Source organism: Kribbella sp. CA-247076 (assembly GCF_050942445.1).
Lineage (GTDB): Bacteria > Actinomycetota > Actinomycetes > Propionibacteriales > Kribbellaceae > Kribbella.
In genome coordinates this window covers 5496999-5515840 of sequence record NZ_CP192051.1, presented here as the reverse complement: position 1 = coordinate 5515840, position 18842 = coordinate 5496999, and the positions used below count along the sequence as shown (strand labels likewise).

16 protein-coding genes are annotated in these 18842 nt (G+C 71.4%); 15 read left to right on the top strand and 1 reads right to left on the bottom strand.

From position 1 onward, the window contains the following. Positions 1-233 precede the first annotated feature (233 nt). The 4 genes from ACQPYZ_RS25965 to ACQPYZ_RS25950 all read left to right on the top strand — a co-directional run bounded on the left by ACQPYZ_RS25965 (position 234) and on the right by ACQPYZ_RS25950 (position 5201). On the top strand, positions 234-1073 hold the full coding sequence (locus tag ACQPYZ_RS25965) for a helix-turn-helix domain-containing protein (protein WP_433160678.1): 840 nt from the start codon (positions 234-236) through the stop codon (positions 1071-1073). Between the two features lie 65 nt (positions 1074-1138). Continuing rightward, positions 1139-1720: a dihydrofolate reductase family protein gene (locus tag ACQPYZ_RS25960; RefSeq protein WP_433160677.1), complete on the top strand. Its 582-nt coding sequence runs from the start codon at positions 1139-1141 to the stop codon at positions 1718-1720. Positions 1721-3282: 1562 nt separating this feature from the next. Continuing rightward, positions 3283-4146, top strand: a complete 864-nt coding sequence (locus tag ACQPYZ_RS25955) for a hypothetical protein (protein ID WP_433160675.1) — start codon at positions 3283-3285, stop codon at positions 4144-4146. Positions 4147-4220: 74 nt separating this feature from the next. Beyond that, positions 4221-5201, top strand: a complete 981-nt coding sequence (locus ACQPYZ_RS25950; protein WP_433160673.1) for a hypothetical protein — start codon at positions 4221-4223, stop codon at positions 5199-5201. Positions 5202-5226: 25 nt separating this feature from the next. Here ACQPYZ_RS25950 and ACQPYZ_RS25945 read toward each other — a convergent pair whose 3' ends face one another. Further along, positions 5227-6399, bottom strand: a complete 1173-nt coding sequence (locus tag ACQPYZ_RS25945) for a DUF1015 domain-containing protein (protein ID WP_433160671.1) — start codon at positions 6397-6399, stop codon at positions 5227-5229. A gap of 24 nt (positions 6400-6423) precedes the next feature. On the opposite strand from ACQPYZ_RS25945, the gene ACQPYZ_RS25940 reads away from it, so the two are divergent. From ACQPYZ_RS25940 to ACQPYZ_RS25890, 11 genes are all read left to right on the top strand, one after another. After that, a complete protein-coding gene (locus ACQPYZ_RS25940) occupies positions 6424-7542 on the top strand; it encodes an HAD-IIA family hydrolase (RefSeq protein WP_433160670.1) in 1119 nt (372 codons plus the stop codon). A 377-nt stretch (positions 7543-7919) separates the two neighbouring features. Continuing rightward, a complete protein-coding gene (locus ACQPYZ_RS25935; protein WP_433160668.1) occupies positions 7920-8465 on the top strand; it encodes a phasin family protein in 546 nt (181 codons plus the stop codon). Between the two features lies 1 nt (position 8466). After that, a complete protein-coding gene (locus tag ACQPYZ_RS25930; RefSeq protein ID WP_433160666.1) occupies positions 8467-9531 on the top strand; it encodes a hypothetical protein in 1065 nt (354 codons plus the stop codon). Then, positions 9532-10347, top strand: coding sequence for a TlyA family RNA methyltransferase (locus tag ACQPYZ_RS25925; RefSeq protein ID WP_433160665.1), 816 nt, complete (start codon positions 9532-9534; stop codon positions 10345-10347). 69 nt (positions 10348-10416) lie between these two features. Next, positions 10417-11394, top strand: coding sequence for an NAD kinase (locus ACQPYZ_RS25920; RefSeq protein ID WP_433160664.1), 978 nt, complete (start codon positions 10417-10419; stop codon positions 11392-11394). Between the two features lie 3 nt (positions 11395-11397). Further along, a complete protein-coding gene (gene recN / locus ACQPYZ_RS25915) occupies positions 11398-13128 on the top strand; it encodes a DNA repair protein RecN (RefSeq protein WP_433160662.1) in 1731 nt (576 codons plus the stop codon). A 97-nt stretch (positions 13129-13225) separates the two neighbouring features. After that, positions 13226-14407, top strand: coding sequence for a putative cytokinetic ring protein SteA (gene steA / locus ACQPYZ_RS25910; protein WP_433160661.1), 1182 nt, complete (start codon positions 13226-13228; stop codon positions 14405-14407). Continuing rightward, positions 14404-15351, top strand: coding sequence for a copper transporter (locus tag ACQPYZ_RS25905; protein ID WP_433160660.1), 948 nt, complete (start codon positions 14404-14406; stop codon positions 15349-15351). The genes steA and ACQPYZ_RS25905 overlap by 4 nt, the downstream gene beginning before the upstream one ends. A 1-nt stretch (position 15352) precedes the next feature. Continuing rightward, complete coding sequence (locus ACQPYZ_RS25900) at positions 15353-16165, top strand: hypothetical protein (protein WP_433160659.1); 813 nt, start codon at positions 15353-15355, stop codon at positions 16163-16165. Continuing rightward, on the top strand, positions 16162-17799 hold the full coding sequence (gene murJ, locus ACQPYZ_RS25895) for a murein biosynthesis integral membrane protein MurJ (RefSeq protein WP_433160657.1): 1638 nt from the start codon (positions 16162-16164) through the stop codon (positions 17797-17799). Before ACQPYZ_RS25900 ends, murJ begins: the two co-directional genes overlap by 4 nt. Beyond that, positions 17796-18821: a glycosyltransferase family 4 protein gene (locus tag ACQPYZ_RS25890; RefSeq protein ID WP_433160656.1), complete on the top strand. Its 1026-nt coding sequence runs from the start codon at positions 17796-17798 to the stop codon at positions 18819-18821. The genes murJ and ACQPYZ_RS25890 overlap by 4 nt, the downstream gene beginning before the upstream one ends. Positions 18822-18842 lie beyond the last annotated feature (21 nt).

The following is an 18842-nucleotide window of genomic DNA, read 5'->3' as shown; positions in this document are numbered from 1 at the left end:
GAAGTACAGCGTCTACGAAGCGGCGGAACGTCGGAGATCATGGGCCGGCCCCCGGTGAGTGCCACACACGTGACCCAGCGCGGTGGATCCGACGGGCGACGATTCCGTGACCTCAGGTGGCGCTGGCTGCGCCCTCCGTGCCCGTCGGCGCGAGCCCGGTCAGGTGCAACCCACGGCCCATGGCTCGAGCGGCGCATGTGGACGATCGCTGTGCGTGCGGCGATGCTGTGTGCGTGGAGTACGTGTCCAGAGTGCCGCGGCCGCCGCTGAACGGGCTGATCGACGACCTCTACTACCTGGCGGGTGCGCCGCCGTACGCCCGGTTGATGCTGCCGCCGTCGCCGTCGGCCCTGCTGATCGTCAACCTCGGCGCGCCCTTCCGCATCCGCGCCGGCATCGACATCGAGACGGCCGAGTACGCCGACGGCTGCGTGATCACCATGCCCACCCGCGCTTTCGAGTTCTGCTACCCACTCCCGACCCGGTCCGTCGGCGTGCACTTCAAGCCGTGGGGACCGGCTCCGTTCCTGCCGATGCCTGCGGCCGAACTTTGTGACCGGCCGGTGACGATAGAGCAGGTCTGGGGCCGGGCCGCCATTGCTGAACTACAAGACCGGCTGGCCATGGCGGACGGACCTCACGAGATGCTGACGCTGCTCGAGGAGGAGCTGATGCGACGGCTCTGCGAGACCGCCGGCCTAGGGCTGGTTCGCCATACGAGCAGCCTCATCGAGGCGACCAGCGGGACGGTGGCGATCGGCGACCTGAGCATGGCAGCCGGTGTCAGCGGCACTCATCTGGCACAGCGGTTCAAGGAGCTCGTCGGCATCACGCCGAAGCGGCTCGCCCGCAGCTACCGGTTTGCCGCCACCGTGTTCGCGATCGACCCCGCCGGACCGATCGACTGGGGCGAGCTCGCTGCCCGGGCAGGCTATTTCGACCAGGCCCACTTCGGCCACGAGTTCCGGGCGTTCACCGGGCTCACTCCGACCCGGTACGTCGAAGTCCGGCGACGGTTCCTGCGCGAACATCCCGGCCATGTGCTGAACAGCTGGCCGCTGCCGGCCGATTGATTTCTTACAAGAGCGACGGCTCGCAGCACGCTAATTTGGGGCACCCGAATGCAAAGGAGAGCCCCGTGGGCAAGGTAGTCATGTACAACTCGGTGTCGGTCGACGGCTTCATCGCGGACGAGAACGACCAGCCCGGTCCGCTGTTCGACTGGTTGACCAGCGGCGACGTCCCGTTGGACGACAGCGGCGTGTTGAAGGTGTCGAAGACGTCGTACGACTACACCAAGGAGTACTGGGACCAGATCGGGGCGACAATCGCCGGCCGCCACGTCTTCGATATGACCAACGGCTGGGACGGACAGCCTCCGGGCGGGATCGACCATGTGGTCATCGTGACCCACCGAGGCAGGCCCGAGGGCTGGTACCCCGAGGCGCCGTACCACTTCATCGACGGCGTCGAGGCAGCCGTGGCCAAGGCACAGGAGCTTGCGGGCGACCGCATCGTCGAGGTCGCCGCCGGAGACGTCGGCGGCCAAGTGCTTGCCGCGGGCTTGGTCGACGAGGTGCGCATGGACGTCGTACCCGTCGTGCTCGGGTCCGGCAAGCGCTACTTCGGCTCGGTCGACGCGCAGCACCTACTCGAGGACCCTGACGTAATGATCCAAGGCAACCGCGTACTCCACCTGCGCTACCAGGTCCGCCGCTAACGGATCTAAGCAAGTCCGCGAAGTCCCGGTGCGAACGGCGACACAAGATCGCGCCTCCGGCTTCGTTTGCGCGTCGAGTAGCAATCGGGCGAGGAGTTGGTGAGGTTGCGGAGCCAAAGGCGGAGGCGCGCAAACGCTTCAGCGGCCGCCGAACGCTTCGGCTGACAGCTCGCCTGCTCAGCGTGCGGCCGAGCGTGGCGACCTTAGGGACCCGACGCTGACCGCCTCGATGAGCTCGATCGTCAGCGAGGCCCACCGCCGACGGCGCGCCACCCGCGGCTCGCGGCAGCGTCCAACGCCCGCTACCCGAGGCTCCGCTGCCCGCGTCCACCGCCCGCTTGCCCGTGGCTCGCGTCCACCGCCCGCGACTCGCGGCAGCGCCCGGCGCCCGCTGGCCGCGTGCCCGCGGCTTTGGCCAGCGCCCCGCCGCGGCTCTGCTTGCCCGCGGCTCGCGACTCCTGTGCCCGCGGCTCGCCCTAGCGCCCCATGCTCGCGGCACGCGGCATATGCTCACGTCTCCACCCCGCATCACCGGATCTCGCCGTACACCACTCTGCTGGACGCAACTCGTCCAGCGCCCGATGCCCGCGGTTCGCGGCAGCGTCCAGCCCGCCACCCGCCACCCTCCACCCGCGGCTCCGCTGCCCGCGTCCACCGCCCGCTGCCCGTGGCTCGCGTCCACCGCCCGCTGCCCGTGGCTCGCGTCCACCATCCGCTGCTCGCGCCGGCGGCTGGGCCAGCGCCTGCTACCCGCGGCTCCGCTACCCGCGGCTCCCGGCTCCGCTACCCGCGGCTCCCGGCTCCGCTGCCCGCGGCTCGCGGCAGCGTCCGGCGCCCGCTGACCGCCGCTCCGCTGACCGCGTGCCCGCGGCTCCCCTGCCCGCGGCTCGCGCCTAGCGCTCAACGCTCGCGGCACGCGCCTCATGCTCACGTCTCCACCCCGCGCCGCCGGGATCTCGCCGTACACCACTTGCTGGACGCAATTGGTGGCGGGTGACGGGTGACGGGTGGTAGGCGTCGGACCGGCTCGGCGTGGGTGCGTGGGGAGTGGATGTCTGGGGACGGGGGTTGCGGCGGTACCTTTGTTCTTTGCCGTGTGCTGCAGGGGACTGTGGCGCGCGTTGCTCGATCGAGCTTCAGTCACCTCAGCACCTTAGGAGTCAACGTGGCGACGCCACCTCGCAATCCTCGCTCCGGTTCCGGGGACCGTCGCGGTTCCTCCGGAGGCGGCGGCCGTTCCGGCCGTGACGGTGGCGGGCGCGCCGGCTCCGGTCGTTCGAACTTCGGCGGGGGGTCTGGCTCGGGTCGTTCGGGTTTTGGCGGGGGAACTGGGTCTGGTCAATCGGGGTCCGGGGGACGTGCGGGTGGCGGGCGGTCCGAGGGCGCCGGTGGTCGAGCGGGTTCGGGGGGTGGCCGGGCGTCTGGCGGCGGGTACCGCGGGGCGTCGAGCCGGGGTGACAGTCCTCGGTCGGGTGCGCCGCGGGGTGGTTCGCGCGCCGGTGGGTCGGACGATCGCGGCGAGGCTAGGCGTGGGTTCGCGGGCTCTCGGCGGGATGACAAGGGTGAGCGTGATCCGTTCGGTGGTCAGCTGTCCGGTCGTGGGGAGCGTGACGACCGCGGCGGACGTGGTTCCGGCCGCGACGAGCGCTCTGGGGGCTACCGGCGTACCGACAGCCGCGACGACCGTTCGGGCGGCGGCTACCGCGGCGGAGACAGGCGCGACGACCGGTCCGGCAGCGGCTATGGCGGTCGGGACAGCCGCGACGACCGGTCAGGTGGCTATCGCGGTGGCGACAACCGGAGCGACCGTTCGGGTGGTTATCGCGGTGGGGACTCCCGCGATGACCGGGCTGGTGGTTACCGCAGTGGGAGCTCTCGCGACGATCGGTCGGGTGGTTATGGCGGTGGGGACTCCCGCAATGACCGGGCTGGTGGTTACCGCGGTGGAGACTCCCGGGACGATCGGTCGGGTGGTTATCGGGGTGGGGACTCCCGCGATGAACGGTCGGGTGGTTATCGGGGTGGGGGGTCTCGGGACGACCGCGCTGGTGGTTACGGGCGTTCTGGTGGGCGTGACGAGCGGTCGGCCGGTGGGTATCGGCGGTCTGAGGATCGGTCTGGCGACCGCGGAGGCGCCGGCGGCGGGTATGGGCGGGATCAGCGGGGCGGTGGGCGTGGGCCGGGTGGGGCCGGTGCATCCGGGGTTGGGTCGGCTCGTGGGGCTGGCGCTACTGGCGGGCGTGGTCCGGCGCGCGGGGCTGGGGCAGTTGGCGGGCGCGGGGCGGCTCGTGGTGCAGGGCGTGGGGCAGGGGCTGCGGCCGGGCGGGGGGCTGCTGGTGAGCGTGGTGGTCGACGGGATGAGCGGGGTGGGGCTCGCGGTGGGTTCCGGCGGGATGAGCGGGGCGGCCGGCGTGAGCGGGACGTAGAAGAGAAGGCTGGGCCGCGGCGGGATGATCCGGCGATTCCGGAGGGGATCACCGGGGCTGAGCTCGATCGGTCGGTGAAGGCCGAGCTGCGCTCGCTGCCGCGTGGGTTGGCGGATCTGGTGGCGCAGCACCTGGTCGCGTCAGGGCGGTTCCTGGACGACGACCCCGAGCGGGCGTACCTGCATGCGCGGACGGCGCGGCGGTTGGCTGCGCGGCTTGGCGGCGTACGTGAGGCTATGGCGATCACGGCGTACCTGGCTGAGCATTACGACGAGGCGTTGACGGAGTTCCGCGCCGTACGGCGGATGACGGGCAACCATGAGGTGCTCGCGATGATGGCGGACTGCGAGCGCGCGCTTGGGCGGCCGGAGAAGGCACTGACGCTGACGCGGGACAAGCACGTCCGTGATCTGTCGGAGGCGACGCAGATCGAGCTGCTGATCGTGGCGGCCGGTGCGCGGCGCGACATGAAGCAGACCGCGGCGGCGGTCCAGACGCTCGAGGTGCCGGAGCTGACTAAGCGGACTCGGGCCGAGTGGCTGCCGAGGCTGCGTTACGCGTACGCCGATGCGCTCGAGGAGGCCGGCCGTACGGAGGAGGCGTTGATCTGGTTCCACCGCGCTGCCGGGGTTGACGCCGACGGGGCCACGGGAGCCGCTGAGCGCGCCGCTCAGCTGGAAGGCCTGGAGTTCACCGATCTCGATGAGGACGACTACGACGACGAGCCGTACGACCAGCAGGACGAGTCGGACGACGACCTCGACGAGGCTGAGGACGAACTCGACGAGACCGACGACGAACTCGACGAGGTGGACGATGAGCGCGATGAGGCCGAGGACGAGCGCGACGAGGCCGACGATGAGCGCGACGAGGCCGACGATGAGCGCGACGAGGCCGACGATGAGCGCGACGAGGCCGACGATGAGCGCGACGAGGCCGACGACGAGCGCGATGAGCTGGACGACGAGCTTCGGGCGGTCGATGAGGTGATTGTTGACGATGCGCTCGATGGGGAGGTTGAGCCCTCGGGCGAGCGGTCGGACAAGGACGACTAGGGGCGGTCGGCCGCGGAGTGTCGAGTCACAGCGTCCGGAACAGCAGTCCCACTCGGGGCTTGGGGCCGAACGACGTGGCCTTCTGCGGCAGTACGACGCCCTGCACGGCTGAGCGCAGTACCTGGTCCAGCTTGGGTGCGGCGAGCTCCACAACGGCCTGCTGAGGTCCAGCCAGGGCCAGTGCGTCGGCCAGCGCGTGGTGGAAGGTGATGTCCGCCTCCACCACTCCCCACGCCGGAAGTAGCACCTCGTGCAGCAGTGCGACCGTCGGAGCCTCCTGACCGCGGGTGGAGCGCAGTGTCACCCAGTCCGAGCCGTCAGACACCGCTATCCGGTCCGGTACGTCGTCCACCCGCCCAGGCAGCACCTGCCAGCCGTCCGGCGTACGCGTGGAGACGGTGGCGAGGTCCAGGCCCGGTACGACGCGGTGAATCGGCTCCAGCGTGAGTGGATGGCGGTTGTAGTCGACCAGCATGGCCAGACCGACCTCAGTGCTCGCACGAGACGGTTCACGCCGGTGACGCTCCAGGTACGCCGCATAGCGGTGGTGGCCGTCGGCAATCAGCGCCTCGTGCCCGGCCAACTCTTCAGCGATGGTGGCCAGCACAGCTGGGTCGTCGATGCGCCAGATCCGGTGCTGCGCGCCGTTCTCGGTGTCGGCCACCAGCCATGGCTCCCCGGACCGGGCGAGATCGACCGCGTCGCTGGCCGCGCCGCCGTCGCCGTACGCGAGCAGGATGGGCTCCAGGTCGGCGTCCGTGGCCTCCATCAGCTCGAGCCGGTCGTCGACCCAGTGCGGCATGACGTTCTCGTGCGGCAGCACTACTCGCCGGGCCGGGTCCAGGCCGAGTGAGCCGACCAGGCCGCACAGCAGCGCGTTGCCCAGGCGCTGCTCGTAGACGTACAGGGCGGGGCGCTGGTCCTGGATGACCACGCCGGCGCGCTGCCACTCCGCCAGCCGTCGCGCGGGCTCGTCGTACCGGCGGGGACCGAGGTCCGGATCGCGTGGAAGGATGAGCCTCACCATGTTGTGCAGATCAGAGTCAGTCAGCCGCCGGACGAGGGCGGGTTCCAGTACGTCGTACGGCGGGGACGTGACGGCGCCGAGCGCGCTGACCTTGCCGGCCACGAACCGCCAGGCGCGCAGCGGTTCGAGCCGCAGCACACTCCCGTTCGGACCCGTCCCGCTTGCCGGCATGGGCGGAATCGTACGGGGGGAAGCATGAGCACGGAACGCACCGCACCCGCACCGCTGTCGGAGTGTGACGAACCGCTCGCCGGCCGGTACGACGTCGCGCTGCTCGACCTGGACGGCGTCGTGTACGTCGGTCCGGACCCGGTCCCGGACGCGCCGGAGAACCTGCGCAAGGCCGCGAAGGAAGGCCTGCGGATCGGCTACATCACCAACAACGCGAGCCGGCCGGCGCGGGTCGTCGCCGAGCACCTCGCGTCGTTCGGGCTCGATGTGATCGCCGACGACGTGGTGACCTCGGCACAGGCGGCCGCGAAGCTGATCGCGGGCGAGTTCCCGAAGGGCTCGCCGGTGCTCGTGGTCGGCGGCGAGGGGCTCACGTCGGCGCTGGAGGAGTACGGGCTGAAGCCGGTCCGCAGCAGCGACGCGCACCCGGTGGCCGTCGTCCAGGGGTTCCACCCGGACGTGAACTGGGTGATGCTCGCGGACGGCGCGCACGCGATCAACGAGGGCGCGAAGTGGTACGCGACCAACCTCGACCTGACGATCCCGACCGCGGCGGGCATGGCGCCGGGCAACGGGACGCTCGTGCAGGCGATCCGGGCCGCCGTCGAGGTGGATCCGATCGTGGCCGGCAAGCCGGAGAAACCCTTGCTGGAAACGAGTATCGAGCGACTCGAGGCCGAGCGGCCGTTGATGATCGGCGACCGGCTGGACTCCGACATCGAGGGTGCGAACGCGGTCGGGATCGCGAGCCTGTGGGTGGCCACCGGCGTCCACGACGCGCATGATCTCGCCCGGGCACCGAGGCACCAGCGGCCGACGTACGTCGCGGCCGGGCTCGGCGCGCTGGCGGAGAAGCAGCCCGGGGTGACGGTCGAGAGCGGGCGGCACACGTGTGCGGGCTGGACCGCGGAGGTCGTGAACAATGCGGTCAGCGTGAAGGGCGAGGGCGCGCCGTACGACGGTCTGCGGGCGATCCTGTCGGCGGTGTGGGCCGCGGTCGACGCGCCGGCCAAACCGGTCAAGCCGGTCGCCAAGGCCGCGAAGAATGCCGGGCGCAGCCGCCGGCCGCTCCCGAAGCCGGCCGCCGAGCCGGGGTCGATCGCCATCGACGCCGCCCTGCACCGCGTCGGCCTGGACTCCTGACCCAGGCCGCGACTCTGATCCACGCGACTCCCGGTGGCGAGGCTCCCGTTGGCGCGACGCCTGTCGGCGCGGCTCCCCTTGGCGCGAATCCCCTCGGCCCGGCTCCCATCGGCGCGACTTCCCGTCGGCGCGGCTCGCCTTGGCGCGGCTCCCATTTGAGTGGTTCACCAGCCAAATGGTGGGTTCTGCAGCCGGAATCGCGGTGGAGAACCCACGAACTGAGGGGTCCACCAGGCAAGTTGGGGCGGGGGTGCGGGGTCGTGCGGGTGGGCGGTGGGCTGGGGGAGCGGGGTGGTGCGGGTGGGTGGTGGTGCGGGGGTGGGTGGTATTGCGGGGGTGAGGCGATACCGTTGCTGGAACGACGCGAGGAGGCAGTCATGGTGATGGACGCACTGCGCGGCTACGTACAGCTGGCGAACGGGCTGACCGAGGTGACCAAGCAGCGGGCCGAGGCGGCGGCGAAGGCGCTGCTCCAGCAGACCGGTGCCGACAAGCTGACGACCGGGCTGACCACCAAGGTGAGTGACCTGGCCGACGAGATCGTTGCCACCAGCAAGAGCAATCGGCAGTTGCTGCAGGCGATCGTGACGAACGAGGTCGAGGGTGCGGTCGCGCGGCTCGGGTTCGTCCGCGCCGAGGAGGTCGCCGCGCTGACCCGCCGGGTCCAGAACCTGGAGAGCGAACTGGCCGAGGCGCGGGCCGCCGCGGCCGCTGCGCCGGTGCCCGCTCAGTCCGTGTCGGCGCCGCCGGTCGAGCCGGCCGGTGATGTGCTGGCGGAGGCGGCGCCGGGAGCGGCGAAGAAGACGGCTGCGAAGAAGTCTGCTGCCAAGAAGGCCGCGGCGAAGAAGGCGGCGAAGAAGGCGCCGGCCAAGAAGATCGCCGCGAAGAAGGCGGCGGCGAAGAAGACGGCGAAGAAGGCCTGACGTGACCGAGCACCCTGGGGAGCAGTTCCCGCCGGACGTCGACCCCGACGTCGAGCCCGGCTACCCGTCCGAGGAGGCCCCCGAAACCCCCGACTACGACACCGAGCCCGCCCCGCAGGAGTTCTCGTACGCCGCCGACGCCGAGCCGGCCGCGGACACCGAGGCAGCCTTCGAAGCGTCCCTCGAGAACCCGGCCGAGCCGGAGCACGCGGGATGGTCCGCCGAGCCGGCGGCTGCCGGGTCCGAGGCGCAGACCGGTGAGCCGCAAGCCGGCGACCTGCGCGGTGAGTGGGAGCCTGACGAGCGGCGCGGTGAGTCGGAAGTCGATGAGCGGCGCGGTGAGCGGGAGTTCGCTGGTGCGGCTGAGGAGGCGCCGGCGTGGTCCGGTGAGGCTGCGGGCGGGGAGTCGGGCGACGCTGGCGAGGCCGGTGGGCATGTGGATCCGGCGGAGGTGGAGTTCGGGCCGGAGTTCGCCCGGGCGCCGGGGGAGGAGCACGAGCACCCGTACGCCGCCGGGTCCGTGGTGCCGGAGCACGCGGAGCCCGCGCGCGCGGGTGGAGCCGAGCCGGAGCCCGTAAGCGCGGGTGGAGCCGAGGCGGAGTCCGCGAGCGCGGGTGAAGGCGTCCCGGAGTCCGCGAGCGCGGGTGAAGTCGACGCGGAGCCCGTAAGCGCGCGTGAAGTCGACCCGGAGCCCGTAAGCGCGGGTGGAGCCGAGGCGGAGTCCGCGGGCGCGGGTGGAGCCGAGGCGGAGCCGGTGGGTGAGGCCGTGGCGGAATATTCGGCGCAAGCGGAGGAGCCGGAGCAGGTCGGGAGCTTCGCAGCCGGGGCGGAGTCGGCGGGGGAAGCTGTGGCGGAGTACTCGGCGGGGGACGGTGTCGCGAACGTTGCGGTGGGCGACGACGACCGCGCGCATCCGTTGGTGGAGGAGACGATGGGGCGGTTGGGGGAGTTGCGGGATCGGCCGGTGGGGGAGCATGCGGAGGTGTACGCCGACCTGCACGAGCGGTTGCAGAGTGCGCTGGTGGAGGCGGACGCCGAGCCGGGTGACCGGGGCCAGACGGTCTGAGTGGCCAAGGGAGTCAAGCGTTCGCGGCTCGACGCCGAGCTGGTACGGCGGGGCCTGGCCAGGTCCCGTGAGCACGCGAGCGACCTGATCGCCGCGGGCAAGGTCAAGGTGGCCGGGACCGTCGCCACGAAGCCGGCCACCGGCGTCGGCCTGGATGCGGCGATCGTGGTCGACACGTCCGCCGCCGACGACCCCGGGTACGCGAGCCGCGGCGCCTACAAGCTGATCGGCGCCCTCGAAGCCTTCCCCGCGGTCCAGGTGAAGGGACGGCGGACCCTCGACGCGGGCGCGTCCACCGGCGGCTTCACCGACGTACTGCTGCGCAACGACGCGGCGCACGTGATCGCGGTCGACGTCGGATACGGGCAGCTGGTGTGGTCGTTGCAGACCGACGAGCGCGTCACGGTGATGGACCGGACGAACGTCCGCACGCTCACGCTCGAGGACATCGGTGGTGAACCGGTTGACCTCGTCGTCTCCGACCTGAGCTTCATCTCGCTCACGCTCGTCCTGCGGGCCCTGATCGGGGTGGTGAAACCCGACGGTGACCTGGTGCTGATGGTGAAACCGCAGTTCGAGGTCGGCAAGGAGCGGCTCGGCAAGGGCGGCGTCGTCCGCGATCCCGAGCTGCGCGCGGACGCCGTCCGTGGAGTCGCGGCCAAGGCGCGGGAGCTGGGCTGGGGCATCGAGGGCGTCGCCGCCAGCCCGTTGCCCGGTCCGTCAGGAAATGTCGAATACTTCCTGTGGATACGCCGTTCCGCGCCGCCTCTCGATGAGACGATGCTCCAGACCGCGATCGAGAGCGGTCCGCCCTGACCGGCGGCGGTGGGGCGGAAGGCAGCAGCCCTGACCGGGCGGGAGAGGCAGCGGTACGGAGGAGGCAGCGTGGTTGAGCACGAGCCGCGGCGCGTGCTGCTGGTGACGCACACCGGGCGGGAGCAGGCGGTCGAGGTGGCGCGGGACGCGCACCGGCTGCTGACCGGCGCCGGTCTGCAGGTCCGGCTGCTCGCGGACGAGGCCGAGGCGCTCAAGCTCGACCCCGCCGAGCTCGTCGACGACCACGAGAAGGCGGCGCTGGACGTCGAGCTGATCATGGTGCTCGGCGGCGACGGCTCGATCCTGCGCGGTGCCGAGCTGGCCCGTCCGCACGGTACGCCGGTGCTCGGGGTGAATCTCGGCCACGTCGGGTTCCTGGCCGAGGCCGAGGTGGACGACCTGGAGCGGATCGTCCAGGTGGTGGTGGACCGCAGCTACACGGTCGAGGAGCGGATGACGCTCGCGGTCGACGTCCGGCTGGCCGGCGAGCTGATCTTCGACACCTGGGCGCTGAACGAGGCGAGCGTGGAGAAGGCGGCCCGCGAGCGGATGCTCGAGGTGATGGTCGAGGTGGACGACCGGCCGCTGTCGCGCTGGGGCTGCGACGGGGTGGTGGTGGCCACGCCGACCGGCAGTACGGCGTACTCGTTCTCCGCCGGTGGTCCGATCGTCTGGCCGGAGGTCGAGGCGATCCTGATGGTGCCGCTGAGCGCGCACGCGCTGTTCTCCCGGCCGATCGTGGTGGCGCCGACGTCGCAGCTGTCGATCGAGCTGGTGCCGTCGTGGCACGGCCGCGGCGTGCTGTGGTGCGACGGCCGCCGGATGGTCGAGGTGCCGCCGGGGGCGGAGATCCAGGTGCGCCGCGGGACGCGGCCGGTCCGGCTGGCGCGGGCGCACGAGGCGCCGTTCACCGACCGGCTGGTGGCGAAGTTCGACCTTCCCGTGCTCGGCTGGCGCGGCGCCGCCGAGCGAAAGCGCAACGGCACCGGCAATAGCAACAGCACGACCAACTCCAGCTCCAACGGCAACCGACAACAGGAGACCTAGAGCATGCTCTCGGAGATTCGCATCACCGGGCTGGGCGTGATCGAGGACGCCACGCTGGACCTCGATCCGGGGTTCACCGCGGTCACCGGCGAGACCGGCGCCGGCAAGACGATGGTCGTCACCGGGGTGAACATGTTGCTCGGCGGCCGCGCCGACAGCGGGCTGGTCCGCCACGGGACGCGGCGCGCCCGGGTCGAGGGCCGGGCCAGCGCCGTACCGAAGGCGATCGTGCGGCAGGCCGAGGAGCGTGGCGGCGAGCTGGACGACGACGAGTTGCTGATCGCGCGTGAGCTGTCCTCGGAAGGTCGCTCCCGGGCGTTCCTGGGCGGTGCCTCGGTCCCGGTGTCGGTGCTGGGCGAGGTGTCCGGTGACCTGGTCGCGATCCACGGGCAGGCCGAGCAGTGGCGGCTGCTCCAGCCGTCGCGGCAGCGCGAGACCCTGGACACGTTCGCCGGGAAGCCGGTGCTCGTGCCCCTGCAGGAGTACGCCGCCGCGTACAAGCGTCACCGTGAGGTCGAGGCCGAGCTCACCGAGTTGACCACCCGGCAGCGCGATCGGCTCGCCGAGGCGGACCTGCTGCGGTTCGGGCTGGACGAGGTCGCGAAGGCGGAGCCGCTGCCGGGTGAGGACACCGAGCTCGCCGCCGAGGAGGACCGGCTCGCGTACGCCGACGGTCTGCGGACGGCGGCCACGACCGCCGCCGACGCGCTGGCGTCGGAGGATCTCGACTCCACCCGGCCCAACGACGTACTCGGGCTGCTCGCGTTGGCGAAGCAGGTGCTGGACGCGGAGCGGCAGCACGACCCGAAGCTGGCCGAGCTCGCCGACCGCGCCGGCGAGCTCGGGTACCTCGCGGCCGACCTCGCGCAGGAGCTCTCGTCGTACGCCGCGGACGTCGACACCGACCCGGCACGCCTGGCGGTCGTGAGTGAACGGCGGTCGCTGCTGACCAGCCTGGTCCGCAAGTACGGCGCCGAGCAGGGCACCGTGGACGAGGTGCTCGACTGGGCGAAGCGGTCGGCCACGCGGCTGGCCGAGCTGGACGGAAGTGACGAGCGGGTCGAGCACCTGACCGCCGAGCTGGCCGAGCTGGACGCGAAGCTCGCCGACCTCGGTCAGCAGATCCGCGCCGCGCGCATCGAGGCGGCCGAGCGGTTGAGCGTGGCGGTGTCGGAGGAGCTGACCGGTCTGGCGATGCCGCACGCGAAGCTGTCGATCGAGGTGCACGAGGCCGCGGCAGGCCCGTTCGGGATCGACGAGGTCGAGTTCTGCTTCGCGGCGAACCCGGGCAGCCCGGCCCGCCCGCTGCAGAAGGCCGCATCCGGTGGTGAGCTCTCCCGGGTGATGCTCGCGCTCGAGGTGATCCTGTCGGACACGCATCCGGTGCCGACGCTGGTGTTCGACGAGATCGACGCCGGGATCGGCGGCCGGGCCGCGGTCGAGGTCGGCAAACGGCTGGCCCGGCTGGCCGAGAAGGCCCAGGTCATCGTGGTGACGCACCTGCCGCAGGTGGCCGCGTTCGCGGATCGTCATGCGATGGTGCTGAAGAGTGACGATGGCTCCGTCACCACGAGCGGTCTGGTCGCGCTCGACGACGACGCCCGGCTGAAGGAGCTGTCTCGGATGATGGCCGGCCTGGAGCACTCCGATGCCGCCCAGGCCCACGCCGAGGAACTGCTCGCACTCGCCGCCGAACGCCGCACACCGCGCAAAAAGGCTCGTTCCAAAGGATGATTTGACGCAAAGTCACCGTTATTTCGCAGCGTGAACGACGGCCCGCCTGGGTAAATGGACCGGGAGGGGGCTCTTGACATGGCAGGATGAGAGCGCGATGAAACTGCCCAGCCTGCGGAGAGCACGACCCACTGAACTGCCCGGGATCGCCGGAGTGGTCCGGCTGGATCGCCGTACCAAGAATCTCACCAAACGTTTGAAACCGGGCGAGATCGCGGTCATCGACCACGTCGACCTGGACCGGGTCAGCGCCGAGGCGCTGGTCGACTGCCGGGTCGCCGCGGTGGTGAACGTGGCCGACTCGATCAGCGGCCGCTACCCGAACCTCGGCCCGGAGATCCTCGTCGAGGCGGGTATCCCGCTGGTCGACGGCGTCGGCCGCGAGGTGTTCGCGATCCTGCACGAGGGCGAGCGGGTCCGGCTGCACGAAGGCTGCCTGTACCGCGGGGAGGAGGTCGTCGCGAAGGGCGTCTCCCAGGACAGTACGTCGGTCGCCGAGCTGATGGACGACGCCCGGTCGGGGCTGTCCACCCAGCTGGAGTCGTTCACCGCGAACACCCTGGAGTACCTGCGGCGCGAACGCGACCTGCTGCTCGACGGCGTCGGCGTACCGGACGTCCACACGCAGATGGAAGGCAAGCACGTGCTGATCGTGGTCCGCGGGTACGACTACCGCGAGGACCTGGTCGCGCTGCGCCCGTACATCCGCGAGTACCGGCCGGTGCTGATCGGGGTCGACGGCGGTGCGGACGCGCTGGTGGAGAACGGCTACGCCCCGGACCTGATCGTCGGCGACATGGACTCGGTCAAGGACGAGACGTTGAAGAGCGGCGCCGAGGTGGTCGTGCACGCGTACCGCGACGGCCGCGCGCCCGGGTCGGAGCGGCTGGAGCGGCTCGGGGTCGAGTCGATCGAGTTCCCGGCGGCCGGCACCAGCGAGGACGTCGCGATGCTGCTGGCCGACTCCAAGGGGGCCTCGCTGATCGTCGCGGTCGGCACCCACAATTCGCTGGTCGAGTTCCTCGACAAGGGGCGCGCCGGGATGGCGAGCACCTTCATCACCAGGTTGCGCGTCGGTGCCAAGCTGGTGGACGCCAAGGGTGTCGGCCGGCTGTACCGCAGCCGGGTGTCCACTCTGCAGGTGGTCGCGCTGGCCGTGGCCGGCCTGTTCGCACTCGGCATGGCGTTGGTCGCGAGCGGTGCCGACGATGTGCTCTGGTCGATCCTGCGGGCGCGCTGGAGCGACTTCGTCTACTGGATCCGGGAGCTGTTCACGTGATCGACTTTCGCTACCACATCGTCTCGATCGTGGCGATCTTCTTCGCCCTGGGCGCCGGTGTGGTGCTGGGGGCCGGCCCGCTGAAGGGCACCACCAGCGAGATCGTCGCGAGCCAGGCCGAGCGGGATCGGCAGCAGCTGGCCGACGCGCGGGCCAAGCTGGACGAGGCCAAGGCGTTGGACAAGTACCGCGACGACTACGTCGCCAAGGTCACCGCCGGCCTGACCGACGGCAAGCTGGCCGGCCGGAAGATCGCCGTCGTCACCATGCCGAACGCCGACGGCGACCTGGCGAACACGCTGACCGAGGAGCTGGAGACGGCCGGCGGTCAGGTCACCACCCGGGTCGCGCTGGACAGCAAGCTGTTCGACGCCGGTCAGCGTCAGCTGGTCGAGCAACTGGTCACCGAGCTCGTGACCGCCGACATCGACTTCCCCGCGGACAGTACGACGTACCAGCGGGCCGGCCTGATCCTCGCCCGAGGGCTCGCGGCCAAGGAGGAGGGCAAGGCCGCCGACGCCGAGTCGACCAAGATCCTCAGCGGGCTGACCGGTTCCAAGCTGCTGTCGCTGAAGCCGTCGCAGATCAAGGACCGGGCGAGCCTGGTCGTCGTGGTGGCCGCGAAGCCGCCGACGCCGGTGCCGGACAACTCGTCGTACAACGACGCGGTGGACTTCGTCGAGGGCCTCGACCAGGGCAGCAGCGGGGTCGTGGTGGCCGGTACGCCGGTGACCGCGGAGGACGGCGGCCTGCTCAAGGCATTGCGGAGTGACTCCGACGCCGCCAAGATCGTTTCCTCGGTGGACGTGGCCGACATCCCCGCCGGGCAGGCGACGGTCGTCTTCTCGCTGGCGGAGCAGGCGGGCGGCAAGGCGGGGCAGTACGGTGCGGTCGACGCGAAGAACGGCGTAGCGCCGTCGGACGTACAGACGAAGGACAACTGACGTGGGAATTCTGAGCGCTGCCGTCGCGGCAGCCGCCACCGCCGTGCTCGAACGAGGTACGGCGAAACTGCCCAAGGAGAACCGGGAACCGTTCGAGCGGACCAACCACCGCGGGGAGCCGGTGACGCTGCTCGAGGGCCCGGTCGCGGTGCTCGGTGCGCTCGCCGGGGTCGCGGTGTCGCCGAAGACCCCGGGCAAGGTCAAGGCCGCGGCGCTGGTCGCGGGTTCGGTGTCCGGGGCGGTCGGCGCGTACGACGACCTGCGCGGAACGACGCAGGCCAAGGGCTTCCGGGGTCACCTGACCGCCTTGCAGCGCGGCGAGGTGACCAGCGGATCGGTGAAGATCCTCGGGGTCGGAGTCGCCGGTCTGATCGCCGCCGCGATGCTGCCGCGGAAGTCGTCCGGGGTGAAGGCAGTCGCCGGGATCGTTGCCGACGGCGCCTTGATCGCCGGGACGGCGAATCTCACCAACCTTCTCGACCTGCGGCCCGGCCGCGCGCTGAAGGCGGTCACCGCCGTGAACGCGCCGCTCGCCGTCGTCAATGGTCCGGCCGGCGCGGTGGTCGGTGCGGCCGCGGCCGCGGCGCCGTCCGACCTGGGTGAGCGTTCGATGCTGGGCGACTGCGGTGCGAACGGCCTGGGCGCTCTCACCGGTACGGCGCTCGCGGCAGCGCTGCCGCGTCCGCTGAAGGTGCTGGCGCTGGGCGTGGTCGTCGCGCTGAACCTGGCCAGCGAGAAGGTCAGCTTCACCAAGGTCATCGCCGAGACCCCGGTGCTCGACAAGATCGACCAGTGGGGCCGTAGGCCCAGGTGAGTACGGACGGCTCGGGCGCTGAGCGCCCGGCCGGGGGCGGCGGCTCAGGCACCGGCGCACGCATCGCACAGGCCGCGTTGCTGGTGGCCGCCATCACCGTGCTGGCTCGGGTCGTCGGCTTCGGCCGGTGGCTGGTCTTCTCCAAGACCGTCGGGGCCGGTTGTCTCGCCGAGGCGTACGCGACCGCGAACCAACTGCCCAACATCCTGTTCGAGATCGTCGCGGGCGGTGCGTTGGCGGGTGCGGTCATCCCCGTGCTCGCAGGCCCAGTGGCGCGGGGCGACCGGGCCGCGCAGGGCCGCATCATCGGTGCCCTGTTCACCTGGTCGTTCGTGCTGCTGGCGCCGTTCGCCTTGCTGGCTTGGATTCTCGCGTCCACCTACACCGACGTGATGCTGGCGCCGGGGGCCGAGTGCGGCGGCTCGGCCGCGACGGCGGCCCGGATGCTGGCGATCTTCGTGCCGCAGGTCTTCGGCTACGCGATCGCCGTCATCGCCACCGCGCTCCTGCAGTCGCACAAGCGGTTCGCGGCCGGCGCGCTGGCCCCGCTGGTCTCCAGTCTTGTTGTCATAGGCACCTATCTCGCCTTCGCCGCGGCCGCGCCGGAGGCCGACGCGGCCTCGCGCGGCGCGGCCGACCTGCTGGCCTGGGGTACGACGGCCGGCGTCGCCGCGCTCGCGCTGACCGTGCTCGTTCCGATGCTGGTACTGCGCCTCCCGGTCAAGCCCACGCTTCGACTCGACCCCGGCGTAGGTCCGGTCCTCCGGAGGCTCGCGCTGGCCGGCCTCGCCGTACTCATCGCTCAGCAACTCACGTTCGTGGTCACCACCTACCTGGCCAACCACCGAGGCGTTCCGGGCAGCATCGCCGTCTACACCTGGGCGAACGCGGTCTACCTGCTGCCGTACGCCGTACTCGCGGTGCCGATCACCACCGCGGTGTTCCCGCGGCTCGCGGCGGCGTACGAGTCGGGTGAGCGGTTCGACTACTTTGCAGCCACGTCGACGCGGGCGGTGATGCTGGCGGGTGGTGCGGGCGCCGCGCTCCTGGTGGGGACCGCCGTCCCCGTCGCGCGGATCTTCGCGTACGACGACGGCGCGGTGCAGGAGTCGACCGCAGCATCCCTGGTTGACGCATTGTTCGCGTTCGCGCCGGCAGCCATCGGGTTCGCGGTCCTGATGCACGTGGGCCGGGTGCTGTACGCGCGGCACGCGGGTCGGCAGGTCGCAGTGGTGACGTCGGCCGCCTGGGTCGTGGTGGCGGTCGCCGGTGTGGTGTTGACCGCGCAGTGGGACGCGGTGCCCGCGTTGGCTGCGGCGATGTCGATCGGGATGGTCTTGGGCGCCGTGGTTCTCGTGCTTGCGCTGGGACGCGACGCCGGGGCCGACGCGCTGGCCGGGCTGCCTCGTGCCACGCTTGCCGCCTTGACTGCTGCCGTGCTGGCCGGTGCGGCGGGCTGGGCGGTGTCGATACCGTCCGGCGACGCCGGAGTAGGAAGTGCGGTCGTGTTCTCGGTGCTGTCCGGGCTGGCCGTCGTTGTCGTGTACGCCGCGGTCGTGATGGTCCTGGACCGCGCGGACGCCCGCGCTCTGCTGCGCCGGGGCGTCCCCAACGCTGTGGAGGAGACGCAATGAGGATCGGCCTGCTGCTCGCGGAGTCGCGGGGCGGGATCGGGCAGCACGTCGTCTCGCTGGTGCCGCGCTTCCGGAACGCCGGGCACGAGGTGGTGGTGTGCGCACCGCCTGGCACGGCCGAGCACTTCGACTTCGGTGCCGCGACCGTGGTCACACAGGCCTCTGCCCTGCGCGGAGTCGACGTGGTGCACGCCCACGGCTACCGCGCCGGGATGACCGCTTTGCGGGACAGGTCGCGGCTGCGGCCACTGGTCGTCACCTGGCACAACGCGGTGATCGCCCCGGGTCCGCGCGGACTCGTGATGCGGCTGGGCCAAAGACTGGTGGCCAGGGGAGCAGACCTGACTCTGGGGGCCTCCAACGACCTCGTGGAGCTTGCGGAGCGCCTTGGCGCCCGGCAGGCCAGACTGGCGCCGGTAGCGGCTCCAGCGATCCCTCAGGTCCGCACACCGCGCCATGAGGTCCGGGAGGCACTGGGCCTCGCCGAACAACCCCTCGTGCTGGCGGTCGGGCGGCTCGCTCCGCAGAAGGACTACCCGACGCTACTGTCCGTGGCCGCGCTGGTCCGCGAGTCCAACCCGGGCGTGGTGTTCGCGGTCGTCGGCGACGGTCCGTTGCGCGAGACCCTCCAGGCGCGGATCGACGCCGAGGGTCTCCCGGTGCGGTTGCTCGGTCACCGCAACGACGTCGCGGATCTCCTGGGGGCGGCTGACGTGTTCCTGCTGACCTCTCACTGGGAGGCGCGGGCCCTGGTGATCCAGGAGGCGTTGCAGGTCGGCGTACCGGTGGTGGCGACTGCGGTCGGCGGCGTCCCCGAGCTGGTCGGCGACAGCGCCGTACTGGCGTTCCCGGGGGACGCCGACGGGCTGGCGGACGGCGTACGGGCGGTGCTCGCGGAGCCTGAGACGGCGAACGCTATGCGGACACGGGGCCGGGAGTTGTCCGCCAGGTGGCCGGACGAGGACGCGGTGGCAAAGAATCTGCTGGACATCTACGCGGGTCTCGTCGCGACGAGTGCTTGACAAGAGGTAGGCTGAAGGCCC

Bases quoted from the DNA above. Each gene is read 5' to 3' on its own strand.
- steA (WP_433160661.1), top strand. From the start codon at position 13,226: ATGAAACTGCCCAGCCTGCGGAGAGCACGACCCACTGAACTGCCCGGG.
- ACQPYZ_RS25890 (WP_433160656.1), top strand. From the start codon at position 17,796: ATGAGGATCGGCCTGCTGCTCGCGGAGTCGCGGGGCGGGATCGGGCAG.
- ACQPYZ_RS25935 (WP_433160668.1), top strand. From the start codon at position 7,920: ATGGTGATGGACGCACTGCGCGGCTACGTACAGCTGGCGAACGGGCTG.
- ACQPYZ_RS25940 (WP_433160670.1), top strand. From the start codon at position 6,424: ATGAGCACGGAACGCACCGCACCCGCACCGCTGTCGGAGTGTGACGAA.
- ACQPYZ_RS25945 (WP_433160671.1), bottom strand. From the start codon at position 6,399: ATGCCGGCAAGCGGGACGGGTCCGAACGGGAGTGTGCTGCGGCTCGAA.
- recN (WP_433160662.1), top strand. From the start codon at position 11,398: ATGCTCTCGGAGATTCGCATCACCGGGCTGGGCGTGATCGAGGACGCC.